At 55.5% G+C, this 24,698-nt stretch carries 23 protein-coding genes; 9 read left to right on the top strand and 14 right to left on the bottom strand.

Annotated features, from left to right (window positions below; translation table 11 throughout):
- Positions 1-35 precede the first annotated feature (35 nt).
- On the bottom strand, positions 36-1,013 hold the full coding sequence (locus G7Y43_RS06785; RefSeq protein WP_165045367.1) for a glycosyltransferase family 2 protein: 978 nt from the start codon (positions 1,011-1,013) through the stop codon (positions 36-38).
- Positions 1,014-1,163: 150 nt separating this feature from the next.
- Here G7Y43_RS06785 and G7Y43_RS06780 point away from each other — a divergent pair, with 150 nt between their 5' ends.
- The 4 genes from G7Y43_RS06780 (at position 1,164) to G7Y43_RS06765 (ending at position 4,480) form a co-directional block, all read left to right on the top strand.
- Positions 1,164-2,267 (top strand): glycosyltransferase family 4 protein, encoded by a 1,104-nt coding sequence (locus G7Y43_RS06780; protein ID WP_165045365.1) that lies wholly within the window; start codon positions 1,164-1,166, stop codon positions 2,265-2,267.
- Between the two features lie 413 nt (positions 2,268-2,680).
- Positions 2,681-3,289 carry an alkaline shock response membrane anchor protein AmaP gene (gene amaP, locus G7Y43_RS06775; protein WP_165045363.1) on the top strand — a complete coding sequence of 203 codons (609 nt, stop codon included), beginning with the start codon at positions 2,681-2,683 and terminating at the stop codon, positions 3,287-3,289.
- Positions 3,290-3,338: 49 nt separating this feature from the next.
- Positions 3,339-3,797 (top strand): DUF2273 domain-containing protein, encoded by a 459-nt coding sequence (locus G7Y43_RS06770; protein WP_165045362.1) that lies wholly within the window; start codon positions 3,339-3,341, stop codon positions 3,795-3,797.
- 86 nt (positions 3,798-3,883) lie between these two features.
- The gene (locus tag G7Y43_RS06765; RefSeq protein ID WP_241158185.1) at positions 3,884-4,480 is read left to right on the top strand and encodes an Asp23/Gls24 family envelope stress response protein; all 597 of its coding nucleotides are present in this window, start codon (positions 3,884-3,886) and stop codon (positions 4,478-4,480) included.
- Between the two features lie 134 nt (positions 4,481-4,614).
- Here G7Y43_RS06765 and trpS read toward each other — a convergent pair whose 3' ends face one another.
- From trpS to dnaG, 3 genes are all read right to left on the bottom strand, one after another.
- Complete coding sequence (gene trpS, locus G7Y43_RS06760) at positions 4,615-5,670, bottom strand: tryptophan--tRNA ligase (RefSeq protein ID WP_165045360.1); 1,056 nt, start codon at positions 5,668-5,670, stop codon at positions 4,615-4,617.
- Between the two features lie 123 nt (positions 5,671-5,793).
- Entirely contained in the window at positions 5,794-7,371 is a 1,578-nt protein-coding gene (locus G7Y43_RS06755) for a phospholipase D-like domain-containing protein (protein ID WP_165045357.1), read from the bottom strand.
- A gap of 24 nt (positions 7,372-7,395) precedes the next feature.
- Positions 7,396-9,225: a DNA primase gene (dnaG, locus tag G7Y43_RS06750; RefSeq protein ID WP_165045355.1), complete on the bottom strand. Its 1,830-nt coding sequence runs from the start codon at positions 9,223-9,225 to the stop codon at positions 7,396-7,398.
- Between the two features lie 134 nt (positions 9,226-9,359).
- On the opposite strand from dnaG, the gene G7Y43_RS06745 reads away from it, so the two are divergent.
- The gene (locus G7Y43_RS06745) at positions 9,360-10,616 is read left to right on the top strand and encodes a deoxyguanosinetriphosphate triphosphohydrolase family protein (RefSeq protein WP_241158184.1); all 1,257 of its coding nucleotides are present in this window, start codon (positions 9,360-9,362) and stop codon (positions 10,614-10,616) included.
- A 15-nt stretch (positions 10,617-10,631) separates the two neighbouring features.
- Here the strand turns inward: G7Y43_RS06745 and G7Y43_RS06740 are convergent, their stop codons facing one another.
- The gene (locus tag G7Y43_RS06740; RefSeq protein WP_165045351.1) at positions 10,632-11,654 is read right to left on the bottom strand and encodes a glycosyltransferase family 2 protein; all 1,023 of its coding nucleotides are present in this window, start codon (positions 11,652-11,654) and stop codon (positions 10,632-10,634) included.
- Between the two features lie 13 nt (positions 11,655-11,667).
- Positions 11,668-12,882 (bottom strand): UDP-galactopyranose mutase, encoded by a 1,215-nt coding sequence (glf, locus tag G7Y43_RS06735; protein WP_165045349.1) that lies wholly within the window; start codon positions 12,880-12,882, stop codon positions 11,668-11,670.
- 148 nt (positions 12,883-13,030) lie between these two features.
- Between glf and pta the strand changes: the two genes are divergently transcribed.
- The gene (pta, locus tag G7Y43_RS06730) at positions 13,031-14,044 is read left to right on the top strand and encodes a phosphate acetyltransferase (RefSeq protein WP_165045347.1); all 1,014 of its coding nucleotides are present in this window, start codon (positions 13,031-13,033) and stop codon (positions 14,042-14,044) included.
- An 82-nt stretch (positions 14,045-14,126) separates the two neighbouring features.
- Here pta and xseB read toward each other — a convergent pair whose 3' ends face one another.
- The 4 genes from xseB to rnd all read right to left on the bottom strand — a co-directional run bounded on the left by xseB (position 14,127) and on the right by rnd (position 17,798).
- On the bottom strand, positions 14,127-14,375 hold the full coding sequence (gene xseB, locus G7Y43_RS06725) for an exodeoxyribonuclease VII small subunit (protein ID WP_165045345.1): 249 nt from the start codon (positions 14,373-14,375) through the stop codon (positions 14,127-14,129).
- Positions 14,363-15,853 (bottom strand): exodeoxyribonuclease VII large subunit, encoded by a 1,491-nt coding sequence (xseA, locus tag G7Y43_RS06720; protein WP_165045343.1) that lies wholly within the window; start codon positions 15,851-15,853, stop codon positions 14,363-14,365. The genes xseB and xseA overlap by 13 nt, the downstream gene beginning before the upstream one ends.
- Before the next feature lie 11 nt (positions 15,854-15,864).
- Positions 15,865-16,530, bottom strand: a complete 666-nt coding sequence (locus G7Y43_RS06715; RefSeq protein ID WP_165045341.1) for a zinc metallopeptidase — start codon at positions 16,528-16,530, stop codon at positions 15,865-15,867.
- Positions 16,531-16,640: 110 nt separating this feature from the next.
- The gene (gene rnd, locus G7Y43_RS06710; RefSeq protein ID WP_165045339.1) at positions 16,641-17,798 is read right to left on the bottom strand and encodes a ribonuclease D; all 1,158 of its coding nucleotides are present in this window, start codon (positions 17,796-17,798) and stop codon (positions 16,641-16,643) included.
- Positions 17,799-17,876: 78 nt separating this feature from the next.
- On the opposite strand from rnd, the gene G7Y43_RS06705 reads away from it, so the two are divergent.
- A complete protein-coding gene (locus G7Y43_RS06705) occupies positions 17,877-18,950 on the top strand; it encodes a diacylglycerol kinase family protein (RefSeq protein ID WP_165045338.1) in 1,074 nt (357 codons plus the stop codon).
- On the opposite strand, the gene G7Y43_RS06700 is transcribed toward G7Y43_RS06705, so the two are convergent.
- Entirely contained in the window at positions 18,947-20,035 is a 1,089-nt protein-coding gene (locus G7Y43_RS06700; protein ID WP_165045336.1) for a TerC family protein, read from the bottom strand. The genes G7Y43_RS06705 and G7Y43_RS06700 overlap by 4 nt on opposite strands.
- A 268-nt stretch (positions 20,036-20,303) precedes the next feature.
- Between G7Y43_RS06700 and G7Y43_RS06695 the strand changes: the two genes are divergently transcribed.
- The gene (locus tag G7Y43_RS06695; RefSeq protein WP_165045334.1) at positions 20,304-21,098 is read left to right on the top strand and encodes a teichoic acid transporter; all 795 of its coding nucleotides are present in this window, start codon (positions 20,304-20,306) and stop codon (positions 21,096-21,098) included.
- A gap of 178 nt (positions 21,099-21,276) precedes the next feature.
- Here G7Y43_RS06695 and rplT read toward each other — a convergent pair whose 3' ends face one another.
- The 3 genes from rplT to infC are packed head-to-tail and all read right to left on the bottom strand — an operon-like array spanning position 21,277 to position 22,443.
- Entirely contained in the window at positions 21,277-21,630 is a 354-nt protein-coding gene (rplT, locus tag G7Y43_RS06690; RefSeq protein WP_165045332.1) for a 50S ribosomal protein L20, read from the bottom strand.
- Positions 21,631-21,649: 19 nt separating this feature from the next.
- A complete protein-coding gene (gene rpmI, locus G7Y43_RS06685; protein ID WP_165045330.1) occupies positions 21,650-21,847 on the bottom strand; it encodes a 50S ribosomal protein L35 in 198 nt (65 codons plus the stop codon).
- A complete protein-coding gene (gene infC, locus G7Y43_RS06680; RefSeq protein WP_165045328.1) occupies positions 21,847-22,443 on the bottom strand; it encodes a translation initiation factor IF-3 in 597 nt (198 codons plus the stop codon). Before infC ends, rpmI begins: the two co-directional genes overlap by 1 nt.
- 422 nt (positions 22,444-22,865) lie before the next feature.
- Between infC and G7Y43_RS06675 the strand changes: the two genes are divergently transcribed.
- Positions 22,866-24,593 (top strand): IS1634 family transposase, encoded by a 1,728-nt coding sequence (locus G7Y43_RS06675; RefSeq protein WP_165045326.1) that lies wholly within the window; start codon positions 22,866-22,868, stop codon positions 24,591-24,593.
- The last annotated feature ends 105 nt before the right edge of the window (positions 24,594-24,698 follow it).

Below are 24,698 nucleotides of genomic sequence, written 5' to 3'. Positions count from 1 at the left end.
ACACCTTAATAAAACCACGCCTTCACATCGCGCACCTATTTCAAATTCGGCATCGGCTCCCAACTAGGATCGTGTATAAGCTTGCGCGATTCCTTCCATCCGGCCACAAGGCGTTTCGCTCCGCTACCAAACGACGCACGATCAACCGTAAGCAAACGGATAAATTCCTTCGCAAAGCTCAAAACAGTACCCAGAGCAAAGCCAACTGGGTTGTAATCACCATGCAGCATAAGGTAGCGTGCCATATAGCCGCGATTACGCATAATGTAGAACCGCGTCATATCCGAGGAAGAATTCAGCTGGCGAACCCCTGTCACTTCCCAGTTCTTAACCTCACGCGAGCGCTGCAGAATAACATCAGACACCACAACGGAGTCGGTCACCTTACTTGCTAGGTACCCGTACACACAATCGTCCCAGTAGATGAAGAAACGCTTGTCGGGAAGACCCACTTGTTCAACAACGTCGCGCCTAAACAAACCGCCCTCAAAGCACGCCGTGTTTGTTGGCTTACATCCTGCAGAATCAAACTTTGCCGACGCGATGGGATTGTAAATACCTAAAGCGGAAAGGAAGCGATACTGCCAGTAGAATGGGCCTCCGTCGTAATCAAGGCGACTCCCCTGAACCACACCATGGTTTGGCATCCACTTCGACAGCTTTTCCAACGCATCAGGCAAAACAACTACATCGTCGTCCATGAGCCAAAACCAATCGGCTCCCAACTCGTACGCCCGCTTCATACCCGCATTAAATCCACCAGAGCCACCTGTGTTCTCGACTTGAGGCTCGTACACAACCGATTCGGCCGAATCGGGCCATTGGCACGCTGTTTCCCCTTGTTCCAAACACTTCTGGTACCGCGACACAACAGCTGCCGTTTCGGGGGAATTCTCGTTATCAACAACAATGATGCGCCATGGAGCCGTTGTCATCTGAGAAAACGACTCTAGCAACCGCTCGAGAAGCTGCTGACGCTTGTATGTAACAACGACGATGGCGACTTTTTCCACCGGAGAACCCCTTCGTGATGCGGCATAATTGAATGATGTTGATTTTACCCTAGCATATGAACAAGTCTTTTGCCTATAAAGCGAGCGCTATAATATCAACGATTATGCAATTCCAGCTGAGCGAATGACGGAAGGATTGGTAACAAGCCAATGAACTGGCTCGAGTGCGGCGCACTGTTGCTTACCGCCGTCATTGTAACCATAGCGCTCACGCCTGTTGCGAAGTTGATCGCAAAACGCTTCGACGCCATCGACTATCCTGACCAGCGGCGTGTAAACACCGAACCCATTCCCCGTATGGGGGGCGTTGCAATTTTTGGAGGCATCGCAGCAAGCTGCGTCGTGCTTATTATCGGCGTCAATGCGTGGGGCTGGATCAACCCATTCCAATCGTATCTGGGAGAAGACGTTAATTACGTCTTTCTAGGTATAGGAATAACGGCAATGTTTGCCGTAGGTGTTCTCGATGACATTTTCAACCTTACCGCTCGGGTGAAACTCGCAGGTCAAATTGTTGCTGCATGCATTGTCGCCAGTTCGGGGTTACTGCTGTCCAACATCCAAAACCCCTTTGTTGAAGATGCCTTTATCCAATTCGGAGTTTTCTCCTACCCTATAACGGTGTTTTACCTGGTGGCGTTTGCGAACATTATCAACCTCATTGATGGGCTTGATGGGTTGGCTGCGGGTATCAGCGCAATATCAGCCAGCACTATCTTCATTTTCGCCATTCTTGCGGGCCGATTCTCAGCAGCTATCATGGGCATTATTGTCGTGGGTGTATGTATTGGCTTCCTGAAGTCGAATTTACATCCCGCATCCATTTTCATGGGCGATTCGGGTTCCCTACTGCTCGGGTTATCGCTTGGTGTGATTTCGCTATTCGCCGTTGCTCGATCCACACTATTCATCTCACTACTTGTTCCTATTCTAGCGGCAGGGGTTCCGGTTACCGATACGGCAATGGCGATCATTCGCAGAAAGCGGGCTCATCAACCAGTGGATGCCCCCGACACCGGGCACATCCACCATCGCCTGATGAAAGCAGGTTTTTCTCAACGAGCAACCGTTTTCATCATGTGGACTTGGACAGCCGCATTGGCAATATGCAGCATCGTTCTTGCCGAATCTGACGGGTTTCCCCGCGTTGTTGCCATTACCATCGTTGCTGTTATCACTGGGTTCGCCATTATAAAGCTACAGCTTCTCGGCCCCGTTCTTACCCACCACTACAACCCCCGCATCAAGAAATAGCGAAGGCCGCCAGGCATCTTTGCTTCCATCGACGAGAACCGAGCCCACAACGTCCTCTGAAGCTTCTGAGTGACTATCTTCTTGGCTCTTCTACGAATCCATTACTTCGCAAGTTTCACGATCAAAGTCTCATACTTCCATACCCGAATAACGATACCGGTAAGCTTACCCCGTTGCAACGCCGCATCTTCTGTGCTGCAACGGTGCGGTAACAGTGTCGTTTACTCATTACGCCTGATCATCTAGGTTGTCTCAGATTGGTACAGGGCCTTTTTCTTCTGTGTGGCGCTGCGTAAAGTAAGCCACGACATGAAAACCGCATGCTGCGTGACGCGCAGAAAGTGCAATGTCCGTAGGTGTCTCTTTGCATCCCGTTCGGCACGCAGCATACACCGAAGAGAAAGGCGGCAACCATGAGGAAGATCACCCGTATCGGACTTGTCGCATTCGCCCTTGCGACCGTAACAACCTTAGGCCTGTTTGCAACGCTTTGGTTCGCATGGGGCCCACTGTTTCCCTTTAGCGTTTGGCTGATGGGCATGGATTGGTTCAACGTCGCACTTCTGGTGATGCTCGGTATTATCGCCGCAGGAGCCATCGCTATGATCATCGCTGCTATCGCCGCGCCGGGTAAGGATGGAAGCATTGCTATCGAACGCAAGGGTGGCACCGTATCCATTACGAAGGACGCTATCCGATCCTCCACAAAGCACACCGTCGAACGCTTCCGCGGCCTAACGTGTAAGCGCACTCGCGTGAGCATTCGCGGCGGACACGACCCGCGCATATCGATTCACGCAAACGTCAATGCCGGCAACAACGCAAACCTGGCAGTACTCGGTGCACGCCTGCAGCACGAAATAGCCGCAAACGTGAGCTTTTTTACCGGCTGCCCCGTGAAGCACGTGGATATCACATTCACCGGCGGTGCCGAAATGGCCACCACCACTGCCGCCACCACCACTGCCGCCGCCAACACCCCTGCGACGCGCACTGTTATAAGCGCCCCAGCTCAAGCCTAGCGTAACCAACTCACATCAGAAGAGCCACCCTTGAAAGGAGGGAAACCCCATGTCGAAAACACCCAGTACAACAATACCAACACCCACGAAATACCAAGCCTCTTATAAGCGGCCATCGGGTCCTGCAGTGCGCGCAGCAGCCGCTAATGCGAGCCGCACACCTCCCCCGCGCTCCGTACGTAACGCCGCGTTGACAGACAACCACACTACCCAAGAAGGTCAAGATAGCCACCGCGCTGACCAAGATGACAACCACGCCGAGTCGCCGCAGGGTACTCTACACAGCATCGGTTCTCTTGCAAAAGCCTACGCCGACAAGCACGGCCGTGCGCTCACCTATGGACTTACTGGTCTTGGCATAGCCATATTGATGCTGATCATCGGCTTTTGGCCCACAGCGTTGCTGGTCGCCTTCGCTGCCATCGGCGTTGCCATTGGCCGCTATCGCGATGGCGACGCGCGCATGCAGCGCATGGCCGCAAACCTAACCGCACGCATCGGGAAATAGCTGCGCAGCCGCGCACACCCCCCTTGTTTCAGGTGTGCCCAAAACGGGCGAATTCCGCAAACTACCCATCAGAGAGAGGACTCATCATGAATGACACCATGAACCCCATTCGCACCGACAACGACAACGTGAAGGACAACCCCTCCCCGAACATCACGTCGCCCGACACACCGGTAAGTAAGGCCTCTGATGCTCTGAGGTCTGTTGCCGCCGACCACGACGAGCACAACGACCACAACGAGCGCGGCTACAACATGCCTGATACACCCGAACCGAAGTACATCCTCACCATCAACGAAGATGTTGTGGAGAAGATATCGCTCATCGCCGCCCGTAAAGTCGACGGTATTATCGACATGAAAGGCAGCGTTTTCTCCCGCATTCAGGAGGGTCTTGGTGGCAGCGACGACAAGAAGGGCGTGCAAGCCGATGTCGGAGATGGAACCGCAAGGGTTGAGTTGTCGATCATATTGGAATATGGCAAGTCGGCTATCGACGTGTTCGAGGACATCAAGGATTCGGTTACCGAACAGGTGAAAGATATGACCGGCCTTACTGTTACCGAGATTATCGTAAACGTGGTCGACGTGGCCGACCGTGCTGCCTGGGAAGCCGAACACGCAGACACTCGATCAACCGAGGATGCCGACCGCCGCACGCACGTAACCCTGGCGCAAAGCTAGCCTCACACCAATCGCAATGCAGGCACCCTATTATGGGTGCCCGCAACTTTCAAGTCTCAATCCGCCGTACTCACAGAAATGCTTCTCGCACCGCTGCACCGCTGCACCGCTGCGTCACTGCGCCACCGATCTCCCTAGCAATACACCATACTCATCGCTTCGCGCACTTCAGCAAGTGTCGCGTTGGCGATCTCATTCGCGCGACGATTACCCTCGCGCAACACGTCAACGATGTAGCCGGGCTGTGACTCCAGTTCGCGCCTGCGCTCGCGAATGGGTGCCAAATACGCATTCACTGACTCAGTGACGTATTTCTTCAGCGCTCCTGATCCGGCGTCTGCAATTTCGGCGGCAATGTCAACTTCCGTACGCCCTGTGCACAGCGCTGCCGTGGTCAGCAACGCCGACACGCCCGGCCGGTTTTCCTTATCAAACGTAATCATACGCTCGGAATCAGTCTTCGACTTCTTGATTACCTTTGCCGTTTCCTCGTCGGTCGCCGACAAACTGATAGCGTTGCCATAGCTCTTCGACATCTTGCGACCGTCAAGTCCGGGAATTTCGGGCGCATCATTCAAAATGCCTTCAGGCTCGGGAAACACACGCCCATAGCGTTCGTTGAAGCGGCGCGCGATCAGGCGAGTCTGCTCGATATGTGGCAGCTGGTCTTTCCCAACCGGCACAATATTTCCCTTACAGAACAAGATGTCACACGCCTGATGCACCGGGTAGGTGAGCAACAGCCCCGTAAGCGCGTGGCCGCTGGCTTCTTGTTCGGACTTTACCGTGGGGTTGCGTAGTAGTTCGGCTTCAGACACGAGTGACAGAAACGGCAACATGAGCTGGTTTAAGGCTGGCACGGCCGAATGCGTGAAGATGATGGTCTTTTCCGGATCGATACCGCACGCCAAGTAGTCAATAACCATGTTGCGCACGTTGTCCTGAATGTTAGCCGTCGTGTCACGGTCGGTAATCACCTGATAGTCGGCAATAACGATGCGGGTGGTAATGCCGGCATTCTGCAAGGCCACGCGCTCGCGAATCGTGCCGAAGTAGTGCCCCATGTGCAAACGCCCCGTAGGACGGTCGCCTGTGAGCATGGTGTAGTTTTGCGGATGCACCGCCAGATCGGCTTGAATCTCGTCGCTACGGCGGCGGCTCGCCTCAAAACTGTCGCTTCTCGTGGTCATACGTTTAACCCCTATCGTCTCGCCCTGCACCCAGGGAAACACGTGTTTTCACGGTCGGACAAGTATAGCACTGTGCTCCGCCCGCGAAAGGGACGGAAGAGGATGCTCCCGCTTGCCCTCCCGTTAGCACAAAGGCGACACGATACGCAACACGCTGTCAACCAACCACGTGGCAGGACCCGACCCGATGTCGTCGAGCGTGCGTTCGCGACACAGCCGCTGCGTTGCCACGAAGTCAGCTTCGAAGTCGCGCAGAGCAGATGCGCCGTACAGCAGCGCATTGTTCTCGAAGTTCAAAAACAGACTGCGGTAATCGAGGTTCACCGTACCAATAGCTCCCACCTTGCCATCTATCACACAGCCCTTCGCATGCACGAAACCTGGCACATATTCGAAAATGCGCACCCCCGCATGAAGAAGTGGTTGGTAGTAGCTGCGCGACATACGATAGACAATCCGTTTGTCCGGAATGCCCGGCAAGATAATACGCACGTCAACTCCACGCTGCGCGGCCCGCATGCACGAATCGAGCAAGCTTTCGCTCGGCAGCAGGTAGGGTGTGAAGAACCATGCGGTGTGCTTTGCCTGCCCTACCAGCTCGCGATATAAATCGTTCGTAATGGCAATACGATGTACCGGCGAATCGTAGTATGACAGCACATACCCGTCATACATCGATGTCAGTGCCGCCGCCTTCTCCATCGACATGCCCGTCTCCGGCATCTCGTCATCTGGCATCTCGTCAGCTAGCGGCTGTAGTAGAGCGCGCGAAACCGGCTCGTCGGAAAACGCATTCCAGAACTCCGCGAACATGCGCGTGTAGACGCGAGCAGGTGCGCCTTCCACCATAAAGCCGCCATCTTTCCAATGCCCAAAGCGCTCGCAGCGGTTGATGTACTCGTCAGCAAGATTCACTCCGCCACTAAACGCCACCACGCCATCCACCACGAGTATCTTTCGATGATCGCGATAGTTGATGGTGCCACTTAAGTACCACAGCGGGTTGAACCGGATACACTTGATGCCGCGATCATGCAGCATATCAGCGTTCGCCTGGGAAAACGAGCTGAAACAGCCCCAGTCATCGTACATGATACGCACGTCAACACCCGCCGCCGCCTTCTGCTCAAGAAGAGCAACCAACGTGTCGAGCATCACCCCCGGCTTCAAAATGAAATACTCCGCGAACACATACTGCTTAGCCCCACGCACAGCCTCGAGCATAGCATCGTAGAGCTGCTCGCCAATCGGGTAATATGTCGTGCGAACGTTTTTAAGTGTCGGATACCCGCTGAAGCGCTCCACATAACGAAACGTCTGCGCAAGCCGCTCATCAACGCGCGCGATCTCGCGGCATGCAGGTGTTGGTTCGCCGCCGAAAGCCGACACGGGTGGCATACCCTTTCTGCTGCGCTCGATTCTATTGCTTAACGGTTTGACCGTACGCCGGTTTCCGAACAACAGGTACAGCAGCGCCCCGAATACCGGAAACGGCAGGATGATCAGCAGCCAGAGGATCTTATACGTACTCTCGTCGTGTTTGGTAATGATGTAGAGCGCGAACACTATCGCCAGAATAGACAGCACCACGTTTACCGATGCCGACCAAGGAGCCAACCAACGCGTGATAAGTACGATCACGCCGACCTGTACGATGGCTGCCGGGATAATGGCAAGAATCCGCCCGATCAGCTTCTCCATGGCAACCCTTCCCTCCCCCGCACCTTACACGTGAAGCTTGTGCGCCCGTTTGCGCGCGAGCAAATCTTTCTGCATGGCGACCACACTTTCGAACAGTAGGTCGAAATCGTCTGCGTCGAGCGCCGCTGGGTCGGAAAGCTGCCCCTTATACGCTTCGAGCACGTCTTCCACATCGCCGATCGCCAACTCTTCGCCCAAGAAGCGAGCAAGATCGGCTGCGTTGACGTTTCCCCTACTGCGCGCTCCGGCAAGCACACCCGCCGCCTGCACAACGTTGCGAGTTACTGACGCTACAAGCGAAGCGGCGTCGGTGTTCACGTTGCCAGCCAACTCATCGAGCATACACTGCGCGATAGCCGCATGCGCAGCGTCGTGCCACTGCACCTGCGCCAAGCTGTCGGAATGAGAAAGCGCCAGCTGAGGGTAGTGCGCAAGCAATGCCAAAAACTCCTGCTCAACTTGCAAGCGGTTGCGCTCTTGTTCGCTCACTGCCTGCCGCACGACAGGCTCAGTAGTAGCACCTTGCGACACACGCGGCGGCTGCAGACGCGCGAGCGCGACCAGTGCGTCGTCTTCCCGCGCCCGCACGCGCCCGGCAATCTGAATAGCGTAATCGTGTGCAAGCAGGGAATCCTTTATGGGAGCCAGAACCGACAACGCATCGGCGAGCGCGGCGGCTCGGCCTTCCGCACGCGACAAGTCGTGCGCGGCCAAGCGCCGTTCGATGCCGTATTTCAGCAGCGGTTGCGCTGCATCAACCATGCGCCGCAATTCGTCGGCACCACGCTGTTGCACGAAGTCGGCTGGGTCCAAGTTATCGGGCAGCGTTACCGCAAACAACTCCACGCGACTGCGGCCTGCCTCGGGCGTCATCGACGAATCAATAAATTGTAACGCACGGTCGGCGGCACGCTGACCAGCCTCGTCACCATCAAACAAATACACGATCCTGTTGCTCGCATGGCGCGACAACAGGCGTATGTGACGTAGCGTCAGCGCTGTTCCCAGCGTGGCCACAACGTTGCGCACGCCTGTCTCGTGAAGCGCAATCACGTCGGTGTATCCTTCCACAACTACAGCTACACCGGTTGATGCCATGACAGCCTTCGCCTTGTCCATGCCGTAGAGCACGCTCGATTTATGAAACAGCGGTGTTTCCTGCGAGTTCAAATACTTCGGCTCACCTTTTCCCACCACACGCCCGCCGAATGCGATCACGTCCCCCGCCTCGTCGCAGATAGGAAACATCACCCGGTTAAAGAACCGGTCGCGCAAACGATCACCATTTCCCGTAGCGGCAACGTTGGCCATCACAAGCTCATCGGGCGTAAACCCCTTCGCCATCAGATGCCGCACTAACTCGCCGTGTCCTGGAGCAAAACCGAGACCCCACGACTTCGGAACAGAACCACCCATAGACCGAGAAGCCAGATACGACCGCGCTGCAGCGGCGTCAGCTCCCTTGCCACGCATCAGGTTCAGGTGGTAAAAGTCGGCTGTCTCGCGGCACACGGCCTTCAGCCGCGCCTTCTGCCCGCTGCCCACGTGATTGCCTCGAGCGCTGTTGTCAGACACCTCGATGTGCGCCTTATCGGCAAGATAGCGAACGGCATCGGGAAACGACAAATCTTCCGTCTTCATGACATAAGCGAACACGTCGCCTCCTTCGCCACACCCGAAACAATGCCACAGCTGCAGCGCAGGATCGATCTTACACGAAGGGGTTTTCTCGCTGTGGATAGGACAGCAGCACCAAAAATCGCGGCCACGCTGCCGCACCGGCGTGCGCTCTCCTATAAGCGCCACCAAATCGCTCGCTTCACGAACCTTCGCTATGTCTTCATCGGTTATCATGGTTGAGAGTATACCCCAACCGCACTCGCAGATAAGCGCCGCCGCCTTGCAAGATAGGCGTTTGGTTGCTCGTGCGATGTGCCAGCGAACGCGATGCCCGCAAACGGGCGGAAATCATGGAGAAGGCGGTGTGTATGAGCGAGGTTCCCTACCTGACGCTTGAAACCGACGTGGAAGAATCCATCCGTAACGACCTTGCCTGCGCACGGCGACACCCGCTCGCGTGCCCCGATGAGGCCGTCGTCCGACGCCACGACCTTTCCAATGACACTGCTACGGTACTTCGCCCTGCTTTCGTGCGCGACATCGAGAAGATTATGAACATGCCTGCCTATGCGCGCTATGCCGGCAAGACGCAGGTGTTCTCGTTCACCGAAAACGACGATATCTGTCGACGCGGGCTGCATGTGCAGCTGGTGAGCAAAGTAGCGCGCAATATCGGACGACTGTTGGGATTAAACACCGACCTTATTGAGGCTATCGCGCTCGGCCACGACGTGGGACACACGCCCTTCGGGCACGCGGGTGAGCGCTACCTGTCAGCCTGTCTCAATCGCAGATGCGGGCGCTACTTCAACCACAACGTGCATTCGGTACGCGTACTCGATCAGCTCTTTCAGCGAAATGTGAGTTTGCAAACACTCGACGGCGTGCTCTGTCACAATGGCGAGTTCGCCCAGCAAGAGCTACAAATGGGAAATGTGAGCAGCTTCGCCGAGCTCGACGCCACCGTTGAGGCTTGTAGTGCCGATGAGCGCGTTATCGCGAGCCTTCGCCCCTCAACGCTGGAAGGGTGTGTGGTGCGTGTGGCCGACATGATTGCTTACCTGGGAAAAGATCGGCAAGACGCGCTGGTAGTAGGTGGCATCGACTCGCTTGACGCTTTCGAATCCGACTACATTGGCACCTCAAACGCGCAGATCATTAATAACCTCACGGTTGATATTGTAAACAACAGCTACGGTACCGACCGCATTTGTATGAGTAAACGGGCCTTTGACGACCTGCGCCGTGCAAAACGCCAGAACTACGAGATCATTTACGGCAAAGAAGGCATGAACGGCAACGACGAAACGATGATCGCCTCGATGTTTGAGCGTATGTACGATCGCTTGCTTGACGATGCACAGCGTGGCGATGAGTCGTCGCCACTTGTCGTGCATCATGCCGACTACCTCGCCCAGCAGTCGCGTTCTATCGACGCACAAGCTTACTTGCAAGGCGACCCCGATACCATCGTGGTAGATTTCTTGGCCAGCATGACCGATAGCTACTTCATCGCGCTCTACCGCCACCTGTTCCCTGATGACGAGCGGCCGCTGTTCACTCGAACCTACTGCAGCAACCTTCACTCAGCTCGGGTGGCATGCGGCCACACGATAAAGCCTTGATAAAGCCCTCAAACATCAGTTGAACTTGAAGATGCGCTGCGCCAGGTGATATCCAGCAATACCCACGCGTCGGCCCCATTCGCCCGGCAGCCCCGTACTCACGTTCACCACAGCGCGACGCACCGGCCCATACGCACGCGGGTTGTGTTCGCGCAGGTATGCCCAAATGCCCGCACGATTCACCTCAGCTTCCGGCGTATTGATCATGCGCAGGAAAATGGTGCAAATGCACATCATCATGGACAGGTAGCTTTGCATGTAGCGTCGCAGCTTAGGCTGAGGAACATCGTCGGGCAACGACACTGCGTCGATCATGAAGCGTGTGATGCGCAGCTGCTGATCGATGCGCGACATCATAACGTCCTCGTTAACCGATTGCCCCTCGCGTCCGATGTAGTAACGATAGAGGTCCTCATCGAGGTAATAGATCGAATCGACGAATGGCAGCGGCACGTATACGAAAATGTTGTCCACGTAGAAACAATGCTCGGGAAGTTGCAGCTTCGTTTCGCGTAAGAGTTCGGTTCGATACGTCACGGAATGCATGAGCAGGTATTGGCTGGGCATGAAGCGGCCAACCTCATCCCATCCAAAGCGGCGGCCCACCGGAAACACGTTTCGGTAGCCAATTGCCGTGCGCGTGTTTTCATGCACCTTCTCGTATACGTAGTTCGCAACCACCAGATCGGTGGGATCGCAAGCAGCCGCCTGCGAGCGCAAATACGCCATGAGCTTGCCCGCAGCCTGCTCATCGATCCAGTCGTCTGAATCGACTACCTTAAAATACAGCCCGCTTGCGTTGGCAAGACCGGTGTTCACCGCGGCGCCATGACCCCCATTATTCTGATGAATCGCGCGCACGATATGCGGGAAACGAGCCTGCCATTCGTCGGCTTTGGCCGCTGTGTCGTCCTTAAATGACCCATCATCAACGATGAGTATCTCGATGTCATCGCCGCACGTAAGCAGCGACTCAATGCACGTATCCATGTAGGCGGCCGAATTGTAGCAAGGCACAGCAAACGTCACGGTTTTCATGCACTACCCTCCGCTAACCAACCAACGTATCGGCAAGCGCCAACGCACGCCCGATGATGACATCCATGTTGTAGTAGCGATACTCAGCCAAACGACCTAACGGGTAGAAGTTCTCAAGGGGGCTTACCAATAAACGATAGCGCTCGTAATGCGCGTTGTTTTTCTCGCTGAGAATAGCGTAGTACGGAATTTGCGTCTTAGGATCATCGTAGGAGTGGCTGTACTCCTTCATGATGGAGGTCTTGTCGGACTCCTGACCGGTCAGATACGTGAACTCCGTGATGCGTGTGTAGTCTTCGGTAACGGTGAAGTTTACCGTGCCGCAGGGCAGTACGTGCTTCTGATCATGCGTCTCATACACGAAGTCGAGACTGCGGTACGGTAGACGCCCGAAGCGCGACAAAAACAGCTCATCGAGCGGGCCCGTGTATACGATGGGTCCGTCGAAACGGCGGTCCTTGATAAAGATAGATTCAAGCGGAGCATCCTCATCGTCGCTAAAGAAACGCAGGTCAAACACACTTTCGGCCTCGGTATTCAAGCACACAACAATGCCTTCATGATCGAGCATACGCTCAAACAGCGCCGTATAGCCATTCGCCGGCATTCCTTGGTAGGCATCTTGGAAATAACGGTTGTCGCGCGAGATAAACACGGGCACGCGCGCCGTAACGCTCGGGTCAACCTCTTCGGGAGTCAAACCCCACTGCTTCTGCGTGTAGTACAAGAACACGTTCTTGTACACGAAATCGGCGATCTCCGACAATTCCGGATCGTCCTGCTCGCGTAGTTCGTTGATGGTCACCTTACGTTCATCGCCGAACGTAGCAATGAGCTTGTCGGTCAGATGAGCCGCGCGCTCTTTCCCGAAGGCGATCTCCATCGAATTCTTGTTGAAGGGAACCGGCATATACGTTCCGTACCAATCGGCCAGCACAACGTGTTCATAGTCGCGCCAATCAGTGAAACGACGTATATAGTCGAATGCTCGCTTGTCGTTGGTGTGGAAGATATGCGGCCCATACCGGTGTACGAGAATGCCAGCATCATCGAACTCGTCGTACATATTGCCCGCGATCTGCGCACGCTTCTCGATGACGAGCACGTTCTTACCGCCGCGCTCCGCTAATTCGCGCGCCACCGTAGCACCCGCGAATCCGCAACCGACAACGACAGCGTCAAACGCCCGAATGTCAACGTCAGCGAAGGAAGAGTACTTCACACCCATAGCCTTACACCCTTTCGTGTGTTTACAAGCCTTGCGAAAGCGCGAAAACACGCTCGCCCAGTCGGAAATGCCGACTGCCATTTTACCGATGTTCGCGTTTCGACGGATGCTTATCATAGTAAACGGATAAATGAGAAAGGATTTCCCCATGAGTACGTTTTTAGACAGCATGATCGAAAGGGCGCAATCCGACAAGCAGACCATCGTCCTGCCTGAGGGAAACGACGAGCGCACACTCATCGCAGCAGAAAAGATCCTTGCAAGCGGCATTGCCAACCTGGTCATCTTAGGAGATGTAGATGAAATCCGCTCAAGCGGATACGCGCTCGACGATGCGCGCGTCATCGATTACCGCACGTCCGATTTGCGCGAAGGCTACGCCAAAATGCTACACGACCTGCGCAAGCATAAGGGCGTCACACCTGCCAAGGCACTCGAGCTGCTAGATAACTGCTTATACTTCGGCGTGATGATGGTGAAAGCAGGCGATGCTGATGGCATGGTTGCTGGCGCCTGTCACTCCACCGGCGACGTGCACCGCGCAAGCCTGCAGATTATCAAAACAGCTCCTGGCGTAAAGCTGGTCAGCTCGCTGTTCATCATGGACGTACCCGACTGCGACATGGGTGAAAACGGTCGCTTCTTGTTCTCCGACTGCTCGCTGGAAGTCCAGCCAACGGCGGAGAACCTGGCACACATTGCTGTGAACTCCGCACGCTCGTGGCGCTCGCTTATTGGCACTCAGCCTGTTGTTGCACTACTGTCGCACTCCACCTGGGGCAGCGCAAACAACCCGGACGCCGGCAAGGTGTACGAAACCTACAAGATAGCCAAGGAACTTGCCCCCGACCTGATTATCGATGGCGAGCTGCAGCTTGACGCCGCCATCGTGCCGAGCGTAGCCGCCTCGAAAGCACCGGAATCCCCTGTGGCAGGGCGCGCAAACGTGCTGGTATTCCCCGACCTCGATTCGGGCAACATCGGCTACAAGCTGGTACAGCGCCTGGCGAAGGCCGAGGCCTACGGTGCCATCACACAAGGTTTGGCAGCCCCGGTAAACGACCTGTCACGTGGATGCAGCCCCGACGACATCGTTGGCGTGGTTGCCATCACCTGCGTGCAATCACAAGATCGCAAGAAGAAGCTTGCCGAAGGCGAATAGCGCAGGCATAAACGGTTTTCAGAAAATGAACCGGTGCCTTATTGGGTACCGGTTCATTTTTGCCGTTCGGGTGAAAGTAACCTTACGACAACGTAGTGTCGCGTACCTCGTCATCAACAGAACCAGACAGCTCGCCCATAAGCACGTCAACCTTCTGCTGAGCATTGGCAAGACGCCCCTGCAAGCTACCGAGCAACCGTACGCCGCGCTCGTAGCTCACCAGACTTTCCTCGAGCTCAAGCGTGTTGCTCTCGAGCACCGAGACGATGCTTTCCAGCTCGGCCATCGCCTCGCGAAACGACAACTCTTCGATGGGCTTCACTTCCGACATGGCTCTTCCTCCCATTTCTCGAATCCTGAATCAACGACACGTACGTCTTCAACCACACAATGCAACTGGCCATCGGAGATATCAACACGTACACTCGACCCACGCGCAACATGACGCACGCTCTTCAGAATTGCGCCGTTCTTATCGCGTGCGATGGCGTACCCGCGAGCAAGAACGGTTAATGGCGACAGATCATTCAACCGAGCAGCGGCTACGCCCATCTGTGCGCGGAACCGATCACACAACCCCGGACCAGCAATTGCAAGCCGCTTGCCAGCCAAGTGCAGTCGCGCGTGCTCGTCCCGTAACCCATCACTTGCCGCACCTGCCATGCGGGCACGCAGAGCCGCCATCGCGCGACCGTGGTCCGCAAAAGGCGCTGTGAGCAAATGCTGGAAACGAAGATGCATCGCGAGCACGCGTTGCTCGTCGCGACGAAGCGCATCGGGAAGCGCCCGCGACAAACGATCAGCGTAGAAGTCAACCGCCTGGAGGGCGGGAGCTAACGCATAAGAGGCATCCGATAACGATGGGCGGGCAGCCAAAGCGGCAAGCCGGGCCGAGGAAAGCTCCAACCTGCGCGCGAGCGTGGCGTGCATGGCGCGCCCCCGCATACTAAGCAGTGCATACACGTCGGCAAATGAAGGCGACACGGCGTCAGCCGCGCGTGCAGGCACCGAAGCACGCACGTCAGCCACTAAATCTGCCATGGTGGTATCAGGTTCATGACCAATACCTGTGACCACGGGAACCGGACAGGCGGCAATAGCGCGAGCAAGCGCCTCATCGTTAAAGGGCATCAGATTCTCATATGACCCACCGCCACGCACAATGAGCACCACTTCGGCACCTGCAGCAACAACGGCGTCAATCCCCTGCATGATGCCCGCAGGAGCATCCTTTCCCTCAACCGCCACACCGGCAAGCTTCACACACGCCAGCGGATAACGATGCCGCAAGGTGCGTAGCACGTCATGCACCGTGTCGCCTCTAGGCGACGTAACCAGCCCGATCGTTTCCGGGTAAGCCGGCAACGGACGCTTACGTGCGTCGCTGGTAAGCCCTTCAGCCGCAAGACGCCGCTGTATTTGCGCGACACGCATGCGCAGATAACCCTCGCCCACAAGCGATAAGGCAAACACGTTGAAATTCATAGTGCCACGCGCCGCGTACAGCGTGAACTGACCCGACAACTCTACCTTCTGGCCGACGGCAAGCTCAACGTCCGTTTTGCGGTAGCGGTTGTTCCACATAAGACACGGAAGCGCCGCATGCTCGTCTTTCACCGTAAAATACACCGCTTTATAGCCAGGTTTATCGGATACCTCGGACACTTCGCCCACCAGGCGCACGGTCACACCTTCAAGCGCACCTTTCGCCAGTGCCATAGCAGCCGACACCGACATTGCCTCGCGCGTCAGCTCGGTCTCCTGCTGCTCGCGCACATTACCTGCACGCATTGCCTGTGACTCTCCCATGTGCGACGCCGCTAATCCTGACGCTGCCCGAGCAGCCATAGCAGCTGCAGAATGCTCGTAAGCGCTGCGGCAACGTAGGTGAACGCGCAGGCGCGCAGTACCTTCCACGACCCCGCGCGCTCGGCTTCTGGCAGCGCGCGCGCCGACATGTACGTCATCGCACGATGCGACGCGTTGAATTCAACCGGTAGGGTGACCAGCTGAAACAACACCGCAAATGAATAGAGCACGATTGCAAGAGTCACAAACCCCGCAAGGTTCAGCATAATGCCCAAAAGCAATAGAAACATCCAAGAATTCGACGCCAAGTTCACCACCGGCACCATGGCAGAGCGCACCTTCATGGGCGCATACCCCTCGGCGAACTGATAAGCATGCCCCACCTCGTGGCATGCGGTAGCCGTTGCGGTAACACTGCGGCCGTCATAGGCATCGGGTGACAGCGTAACCGAATTGCTTCGAGGATCGAAGAAATCTTGCCCTGGGCCGCCACGCAGCACTTGCACGCCACTGATTCCGTAGTATGCAAGCATCTGACGGGCAGCTTCCGCGCCGGTTAGGCCGTTTGATACGGGCACGTTTGAATAGCGCTTCAGACTCGAGTTCACCCACCAAGTGGCAACACCGCCAAGAGCGAGCGTCACGAGAATGAGCAGTAAATAGCTTGATGATAGCATGATGTGTTCCTCCGTCCGTTCTGTTTCGTTCGCATTATATCGAACGTCTGTGCGATTTCAAAGCAGAGCGAGAAGTTGTAAGAAACATCCGCAAAAGCGTCGCCGAAGCGTTACTCGCCGGGCGCGTCAATACGGCGAACCTCCACGCCGTTCTTGCCAACCTGCAAGCACACGCGTCCTTCCAACAAATCGACCAGCTCGTCTCCAACAATAGTGCGGCGCCATCCACGCAATACGTCAACCCGCGTGCGGTAGCCACGCGCAAGCCGTACCAGGTCGTCGTGGGAAGCAAGCGTCTGAAACGCGATGTCGTTTTCCCGGGCGCGCAAGCGCACAAGCGCGTTCAACAAATCGAGCTCAATGTCGACATTCGGCTCGCTCTTCGCGGATCTTCCCAAATCGGGCCACGTTTCGGGCGGAGCATCAAACGCCGAAGCCATGAGGTCAGCAACCGTGCGAGCATCCGACATTGACAAACGCTCCTGCACCCCGCGCACCATGAACAGCTGATCGCATGTGCGAGCCTCACGTCGACACGCCTCTACGATTTGTTCGTCAGTGAGCACCCACTTACGGGGAACGTCGCGGCGTTGCGCCTCGAGCTCGCGCCATGCAGCAACCTCGCGCGCTGCACTGAGCTGCCGATGAGACAGCTGCGACACTCGCTTCAAACGGCGGAAGCGTTCCCGCACGTCAATTTCGTACTTCGCCGGATCCGACATCTCTTCGAATTCATGGTTGAGCCATGACGCGCGCCCTTTGTCCCGCAGCTCGTCGCACATACTGCGATACATCGCAGGTAGGTAGCGAACATCGTCAGCGGCATACTCAAGCTGCGATTCGGAAAGCGGGCGGCGCGACCAATCGGTGAACGAGTCGGCTTTCTTTAGCGCCACACCGCAGCGCATATGCACGAGCGCCGCATACCCGATCTGCTGCGTATGCCCCAGCACGGCAGAGGCCGCCTGCGTATCGAACACGGGAGTGGGTAGCACGCCCACCGCATGCAGCAGAATCTCGAGGTCCTGTGACCCGGCATGAAAGAGCTTCACCACATGTTCATTCAACAAAACATCGCGCATTGGCGACAAATCACGCACTTCAAACGGGTCGACAATGGCTATTTCGTCGTCAGTTGCGAGCTGCAACAGGCACAATCGGGGGTAATACGTCTTCTCCCGTAGGAACTCGGTGTCGATGGCGAGCACACTCGAACGCTCGGCCCGCCTTAAAAACAACGAAAAAGTATCCTGATCGATTATGTACACCAAACCATCCTCACGGTACTGTATGCTTTACTTGAGTCACGTTTATAACCCGACTATGATAGCAAGTGGAGGCGTTCTGTGAAACTGCTTGTGATCAACAACCTTGCATCCGGTCCAGGCGATGGGGGCATTTATGATTTTGCCCGCGCTTTTCTCGAAGACGGCGATGAAATGGTGGTGCGCGCAACCGACGGCGCAACCCCGATCGCCAACCTGCTTTCCAACGCAAGCGACTTCGATGCCGTGGTTGCCAGCGGCGGCGACGGCACTGTGACCGCCGTTAGCTTCGCGCTTGCGAACACCGGCATCCCCATCCTACCCTTCCCGGCAGGTACAGCAAACCTGCTCGCCATGAACTTGGCTCAGCCCGACGAGGCACGCGTGCTGGCCAAAATCACACGACAGCGCACCTGTCTTGAATTCGACCTAGGCGAGCTTGAGTTCGATGGCCACACCGTCGGCTTCGGCATGATCGCTGGCGCGGGCTACGACGCTAAAATCATGCAGGATGCACAGCCCAACAAGAAAGCGCTCGGCGCCATCGCTTATGCCGGCGCTGCACTGGCGAACCCCCTTCCGCAGGTATCACACTTCACGCTCACCCTCGACGGCCGCACCGTGGAAAGCGACGGTATTGGCGTTTTGATTGTTAACTTCTCGAGAATCCAGTTCGACATCCCCCTCACCCATGGCAACAATCCACGTGACGGCAAGTTTGAAGTTGCAATACTCAAGGCCCAAAACGCCTTCGAGCTCATACCCGCACTGCTGGCCGGCATCCTCGACCGCGAGGGCGACTTCCCCGGCCGAAGCGACTCAGTGGAAGTACACAAAGCGCGGGTGGTTCGTGTTGAAGCCGACCCTCCCATGAACATCCAGTTCGACGGCGAAGTGATTGATGCAACCACCCCCTTCACCGCACGTGTGCTTGAAGAAGCCGCAACGTTCATCATGTCAGAAGAGGGTTACCGCACCTTCAAACGCACTGAAGACGAAGAAGGCGACGAAGACGAACAGGTTAGCAATACCGAAAGCGAATATACAAAAGGTACCGATGCTGACAAGACCCAGCAAACCAGCAACGACACCTTAAACATTGACGCCAGCGCGCCCGGCAACAATGCGAGCGCGCCGCACGCCAACTTCGCCTAATTCTCTTCGACGATCTCGCCTTCGACCTCGATCTCAAGCGGATCATCAAGCGCTGCCCTGGCACCGTCAGAGGCGGCCATGAGCTGCTTGAAGGAAGCAGCATCCTCACCAGCGACAGGCATCATCACGTACACGTTGTTGCCGATAATGACAGGCTGCACGCGTTCACGCTCAGGTGCACCTTCCTTGCGAGCGCGGTTGGATTCGCCGTCTTCACGAAGAACCTCACGTTCTTCTGCAAGCCGCTGCTCGAGTTCGGCACGTACGGCGTCGAGCTGACGGTCGGTATCAGATGCCCACCGCTGCTTCCTCCATGCGTGCAGCGCCGAGTTGTAACGCATCTGAATGAGTTCGAGTACGAACGCGAACACCATGGCGAAGTACACCATCAGCTTCTCGGCGTGCATGTCGAGCACCTCAATGCCAGAATTGATACCCATACCGTCGAGCACAAGCAGCACACCGATAACGACAATGAAACACAGCGCCAGAATCTTCATTTCGGCGTGTTTGTTGATGAAATTGGATATCGGGTCGATGAAGATCATCATCAGGATGACAGCAATCATGACCGCCAGAATCATAATGATCAGGTGATTCGCCAAACCCACCGCGGTGATCACCGAGTCGATGGAGAACACGATATCCATAACCATAATGGTTCCTACCGCCTGGGGCAACCCGATGCGCCTTGTGGCATGTTCCCCACCACTCGATTCGGCCTTCAGCTCGGTGAGCGCCAACACTTCGCGCATTTCAATGATTCCCTTATAAATAAGGTACGCGCCACCAGCGAACAGCACAATGTCACGCACCGAGAAGCCATGAGAGAAAGCACCCAGGTCGATCGTGAACAGCGGATTGGTCATATGCACCAAATACGACGCGAAGCATAAGAAGATAACACGCGACGCGAGCGCACCAGCCAAACCGAGCTTACGTCCGATATGCTGCTTTTCCTCGGGCAGACGATCTGATGTAATGGAGATAAACACCAGGTTGTCCACACCCAGCACGATCTCCAAAAACATGAGCGTCACCAAGCTGATCCATGCCTCTGGGGTCAAGAATATCGAAAAATCCATGCGTTATTGCTCCTTCCATCGCTCAGCCCACCCACGCACACAGGCCACAAAAAAGACCCGCAGCGCAGCCATGCGCCACGAGTCTCGTTATTTCAGGTACGCCAGGCGAATGATCGCATCCGCCATGATGTTGAACGCACCGCATATCGCTATGCCAACTACTCCCTCATGGGTTGCATGCATCCTATCACGGGTGCGCGCTGCGACAATGATATAATGCCCGCAGCACGATAAATTTACAAACCTCCCTTCGCAAGGAAGCAATCTCATGTCGCTTTTTCAACTGAAACCCGAAAGCAAGCGCTACGTCGAATCGGACGGCCCCATCCGCTACCTTGATCCGGGCCACATCGATCGTCCCATAAGCATGCCACGCGTACAAATTGCCATTATGGCTGCGTTCGTGCTCGTAGGTGCCATCATTGCCTGGCAGCTGTACAACAACATTGATGATGCTGTATTCGGAGCAGCAGAGCGCAAGCAGCAGGAAATTGATGCGAACCTCGCCCGCGATATTGCCTTTGATGCACCGGTTATTTCCTCTCTTGTATACCTTGACGACAACACCATACGCCAGACATTCACCGACGCTGGCTACGCCATGCACGAGTACTCCGATCCGGCAGACTATCCTAATGGCGGCTTCGAATCGGCCCGTATGCCCGCCGACATGAACTACGACGAAGCAGTGGCGCTCTTTGACCGGGGAATCGCAAGCCTTGGTGCGGTCGATGCATCAAAACTGCTCAAAGGGATGTGGATGTATTCGGTCGACCGCACCGAGTACTTAGACATGCGTGTGCGCTACGTTGATTTCGCAAGCGGGTCGCTTGATGCGGCTATTGATGCAGCCATGATGCAACAGGGGCTTTCCGCCGACACCATGCTCGCTGAGAACGGCTCCGGCGTCGATGAGGTGGGCAACACGTTCAAGGCAGGCACTCTTGACATCGACGGCGTTATCTATCAGTGGCGCGTATCGGCCGTGCCGCTCTCCGACATGTACGGTATCTCAGGTTTGCCCGAAAACGCCGTGTATGTGGGTGTGCGCCTGACAGCGTAGAAGCAACAGCGACGTAAGGAAACGCTGATTGATTCCACCATCCCTGCGTTTGTTGGATGGTGCTTGCGCAAGAACCTAGACACTCACAGAATAGTAAAGCGCCCCGCAAATCCGAGTGGTCTGCGGGGCGCTTTTACATTGCTGGAACAAGCCAGCGTGCACGTTAAATTTCGTGGTTTTACAGGGCCTTTTTGGCAACCTCAACCACAGCGGCAAACGCCTGAGCGTCGTTTACGGCCATGTCGGCGAGCACCTTGCGGTCAAGCTCGACGCCAGCCTTCTTCAGGCCGTTCATGAACCTCGAGTAAGACAAGCCGTTCAGACGCGCGGCAGCGTTGATACGGGTGATCCACAGACGACGGATCTCGCGCTTCTTGTTGCGGCGATCGCGGTACATGTACTGCAGAGAGTGCTGCACCTGCTCCTTCGCGGACCGGTAGGAACGGGACTTCGCACCATAGTAGCCCTTGGCACGGGTGAGAACAGTACGACGCTTCTTGTGAGCGTTGAGTGCGCGCTTAACACGAGCCATTGATGATCACTCCTAACAATTAACGAAGGCCGAGGTTGCGGGCGACCACCTTGCGATCGCTCTTGGCCAGTTCGGTTTCATGACGGAAGTTACGCTTACGCTTCGGGCTCTTCTTGGTGAGGATGTGGCTCTTGTAACCCTTGGCGCGCATGATCTTGCCGCTTCCAGTAACGCGGAAACGCTTCGCCGTACCGCGATGAGTTTTCATCTTAGGCATTATTCGTCCTTCCCTTCGGTCTTGTTTGCTTCCTTTTTCCTTTTCGCCGAATTCGGCAGCGGGGCGATGAGCATGTGCATGTTACGCCCCTCCATCTTAGGCTGATTCTCGATGGCCGCAATGTCTTTCAGGTCGTCAGCCAAACGCTCCAGAATGGTCAAACCTTGTTCCGGATGAGCCATTTCGCGACCGCGGAACATGATGGTGATTTTCACCTTATTCCCCGCCTCGAGGAAGCGCAGCACGTGCTTCTTCTTCGTCGTGTAATCGCCCACGTCGATTTTGGGCCGGAACTTCATTTCCTTGATCTCGATCTTGCTCTGGTTCTTGCGAGCCTGCTTTGCCTTGATGGCCTGGTCGTACTTGAACTTCCCATAGTCCATAATGCGGCAGACGGGAGGTGTGGCGTTCGGAGCGATCTCCACCAGGTCGAGCCCTTCGTCATCGGCAATCTGTTGAGCCTGGCGCGTGGGATAGATGCCCATCTGCGTTCCGTCATAGCTGATCAAACGGCACTCACGTACCGTGATCTGCTCGTTGAGCCGTGGTTCTTGCGCTGCTATGGCGCTCACCTCCCAATCCTTGGCGCTTATCATGCGCCTATCGAAAAAAACCGTCTGCTTCGGGCAGACGGTTTTCATTCGCATTACGCCACGAAAGGCTATTCAGAATGACCCATCAGCTGCCGAAGCGCCAAAACAGGTGGAGGGAACTCCCTCGCTTGTTATCAGCCGTTGCATTGTAGCAGCCTTGACGTGTCGATGCAAGTATGAATTATGCATTCACATATATGTAGAGAACACGTATTGTGTCGTTCAAATTGCCGGATGTATTCGCGGCAACGTAATCGTATAGCAGTACCGCGTCCCACCGTAGTTTGACAGTTTAAAACGCAGGTTTTTGGACAAAGGCCCAGTTTGAGGGCTTTTCTTGTGTCAAATTATATAAGATTTCCATGTCTCGTGTAGTCTCGGTATGGTATAATAGAGGGACAAGTTTGCGCAGATAGGAGGCCGTTTTGTATCTGAAGAAAACCAAAGGAACTAACGGACGGATACACCTATCAATCACCGAGTCATTTCGAGATTCGCAAGGCAAAGCACGCAATAGAACGGTAAAAACACTGGGGTATCTCGATGAGCTTGAAAAAGTGTGGGGACCAGGTGCGCTTGCGCGTTGTGAGGCGATACGCGATGAGCTCACCGCTACACACAACGAAGCTGTTGCTCCGGTTGCACTTGAGCTGCATATGGCACAAAAGGTTGATAAGCGTCACGTTAACCGCATGTGTGCAGGGGATGCGGTGCCTATGGCCTACTACAACGCACTCGGCATTGAAAAGGCTCTGCGCAATCATCTTGCCGGCAGGAAAGTGGCCTATGATCTGAATGCAGTGTGTCGTCTACTCGTCTCAGAGCGTCTGCTCGCACCTGGCTCAAAGCATGCCGCTTGGCAGCGGGCAGACCTGCACTTTTTGCGATGCGATGCGTCAGAGCGTGATGTCTACCGTGCGCTCGATGAGCTTGCTGTTGCGCGCAATCGTGTGATAGCTGCAATGAACCGCGCAATCGCCCCAAGTCGCGAGCACGATTTGGCTTGTGGTTACTACGACTGCACAAACTTCTACTTCGAGTGCGACCCTGATGGCTTTAGGGAAAAGGGCGTCTCCAAGGAGCACAGGCCCAACCCTATCGTGCAGATGGGTCTTTTACAGGATGCATCAGGTATACCTGTGACCTACAGACTTTTTGAGGGTAACGTGAACGACTCAAAAACGCTTATAGAGGCACTACCAGATCTCAAAGAGGCAGCCGGCATGCAGCGTGTTGTTATCGTTGCCGACAAGGGAATGAACTGTTCAGATAACATCGCTGCAGCTGTAGGTAAAGGCGACGGGTTTGTGTTTAGCCAATCAGTACGCGGCACAAAGTCAACCGGCGAACTGAGAGGGTGGGTACTCTCAGATGAGGGGTATCGTGAGTGTGGCGGCGATGGATTTAAGCTCAAAAGCAGACAGGACACAAAGATCATTCACGTCAAGGGGCCAGACGGCAAGATGAAAGACGTGCCCATTGAAGTGAAGGTTGTGGCGTTTTGGTCACGTAAGTATGCCGAGCGAGCACGCCATGAAAGAGAAAAGGTGCTCGAGAAGTCTCGCCAGCTCGTTGAAAGCCCCGGCAAATACACACGCGCAACCCACTATGGCGCAGCTCAATATGTACGCAACATCGACTTTGACCCAAAGACGGGTGAAGTTATTGAGTGCGCTAAAAAGCCTGAGATCGACTGGGAAGCTATCGCAGCCGCTGAAGCTTGTGATGGCTACTACTGCATCGTAACCAGCGAGACAAACTGGGATGAGAAGCGCATTATCGATGCCTACCGTGAGCTTTGGCGCATCGAAGAGTCATTTAAGATCACCAAGACAGGGCTTGAAGGACGTCCTGCGTTCGTTCGTACGCGCGAGCACCTTGAGGCTCACTTTCTAACCTGCTACATCGCACTGACTATCTTGCGGCTTATTGAGCGAGCGCTAGGACACCGCTACTCGGCGCTGTCCATTCTAGAAGACATGCGAGCACTGGGATGCTCTGAGCTTGAAGCCAACATATGGCTGTTTGATCACCGAACTGATCTTACTGACGAGCTGTTTGCGCTCATCGGCGAAGAGTCACCGCGCAAGTACATGCGACGCCACGAGATCAAGGCTTTGTTCGAAAAAGGCAAGCAAGTTCGCTGGAGATAAGCGATTCTCACTACAACAAATTCTAACAACATGAGGGCCGTATCCGCTGGTCAATAGCGAATACGGCCCTCATTTACTGTCAAACTCAGGTTATCAGCCGTTGCA

The sequence above is a fragment of the Adlercreutzia sp. ZJ138 genome (assembly GCF_011038935.1).
GTDB lineage: Bacteria > Actinomycetota > Coriobacteriia > Coriobacteriales > Eggerthellaceae > ZJ141.
The sequence above is the reverse complement of the archived record's forward strand: the minus strand, read 5'-3'. Positions and strand labels throughout refer to the sequence as shown.

Coding starts and splice junctions, on each gene's coding strand:
- G7Y43_RS06780 (WP_165045365.1), top strand. CDS start 1,164: ATGAACTGGCTCGAGTGCGGCGCACTGTTGCTTACCGCCGTCATTGTA.
- amaP (WP_165045363.1), top strand. CDS start 2,681: ATGAGGAAGATCACCCGTATCGGACTTGTCGCATTCGCCCTTGCGACC.
- G7Y43_RS06770 (WP_165045362.1), top strand. CDS start 3,339: ATGTCGAAAACACCCAGTACAACAATACCAACACCCACGAAATACCAA.
- G7Y43_RS06765 (WP_241158185.1), top strand. CDS start 3,884: ATGAATGACACCATGAACCCCATTCGCACCGACAACGACAACGTGAAG.
- trpS (WP_165045360.1), bottom strand. CDS start 5,670: ATGACCACGAGAAGCGACAGTTTTGAGGCGAGCCGCCGCCGTAGCGAC.
- G7Y43_RS06755 (WP_165045357.1), bottom strand. CDS start 7,371: ATGGAGAAGCTGATCGGGCGGATTCTTGCCATTATCCCGGCAGCCATC.
- dnaG (WP_165045355.1), bottom strand. CDS start 9,225: ATGATAACCGATGAAGACATAGCGAAGGTTCGTGAAGCGAGCGATTTG.
- G7Y43_RS06745 (WP_241158184.1), top strand. CDS start 9,360: ATGAGCGAGGTTCCCTACCTGACGCTTGAAACCGACGTGGAAGAATCC.
- G7Y43_RS06740 (WP_165045351.1), bottom strand. CDS start 11,654: ATGAAAACCGTGACGTTTGCTGTGCCTTGCTACAATTCGGCCGCCTAC.
- glf (WP_165045349.1), bottom strand. CDS start 12,882: ATGGGTGTGAAGTACTCTTCCTTCGCTGACGTTGACATTCGGGCGTTT.
- pta (WP_165045347.1), top strand. CDS start 13,031: ATGAGTACGTTTTTAGACAGCATGATCGAAAGGGCGCAATCCGACAAG.
- xseB (WP_165045345.1), bottom strand. CDS start 14,375: ATGTCGGAAGTGAAGCCCATCGAAGAGTTGTCGTTTCGCGAGGCGATG.
- xseA (WP_165045343.1), bottom strand. CDS start 15,853: ATGGGAGAGTCACAGGCAATGCGTGCAGGTAATGTGCGCGAGCAGCAG.
- G7Y43_RS06715 (WP_165045341.1), bottom strand. CDS start 16,530: ATGCTATCATCAAGCTATTTACTGCTCATTCTCGTGACGCTCGCTCTT.
- G7Y43_RS06700 (WP_165045336.1), bottom strand. CDS start 20,035: ATGGATTTTTCGATATTCTTGACCCCAGAGGCATGGATCAGCTTGGTG.
- G7Y43_RS06695 (WP_165045334.1), top strand. CDS start 20,304: ATGTCGCTTTTTCAACTGAAACCCGAAAGCAAGCGCTACGTCGAATCG.
- rplT (WP_165045332.1), bottom strand. CDS start 21,630: ATGGCTCGTGTTAAGCGCGCACTCAACGCTCACAAGAAGCGTCGTACT.
- rpmI (WP_165045330.1), bottom strand. CDS start 21,847: ATGCCTAAGATGAAAACTCATCGCGGTACGGCGAAGCGTTTCCGCGTT.
- infC (WP_165045328.1), bottom strand. CDS start 22,443: ATGATAAGCGCCAAGGATTGGGAGGTGAGCGCCATAGCAGCGCAAGAA.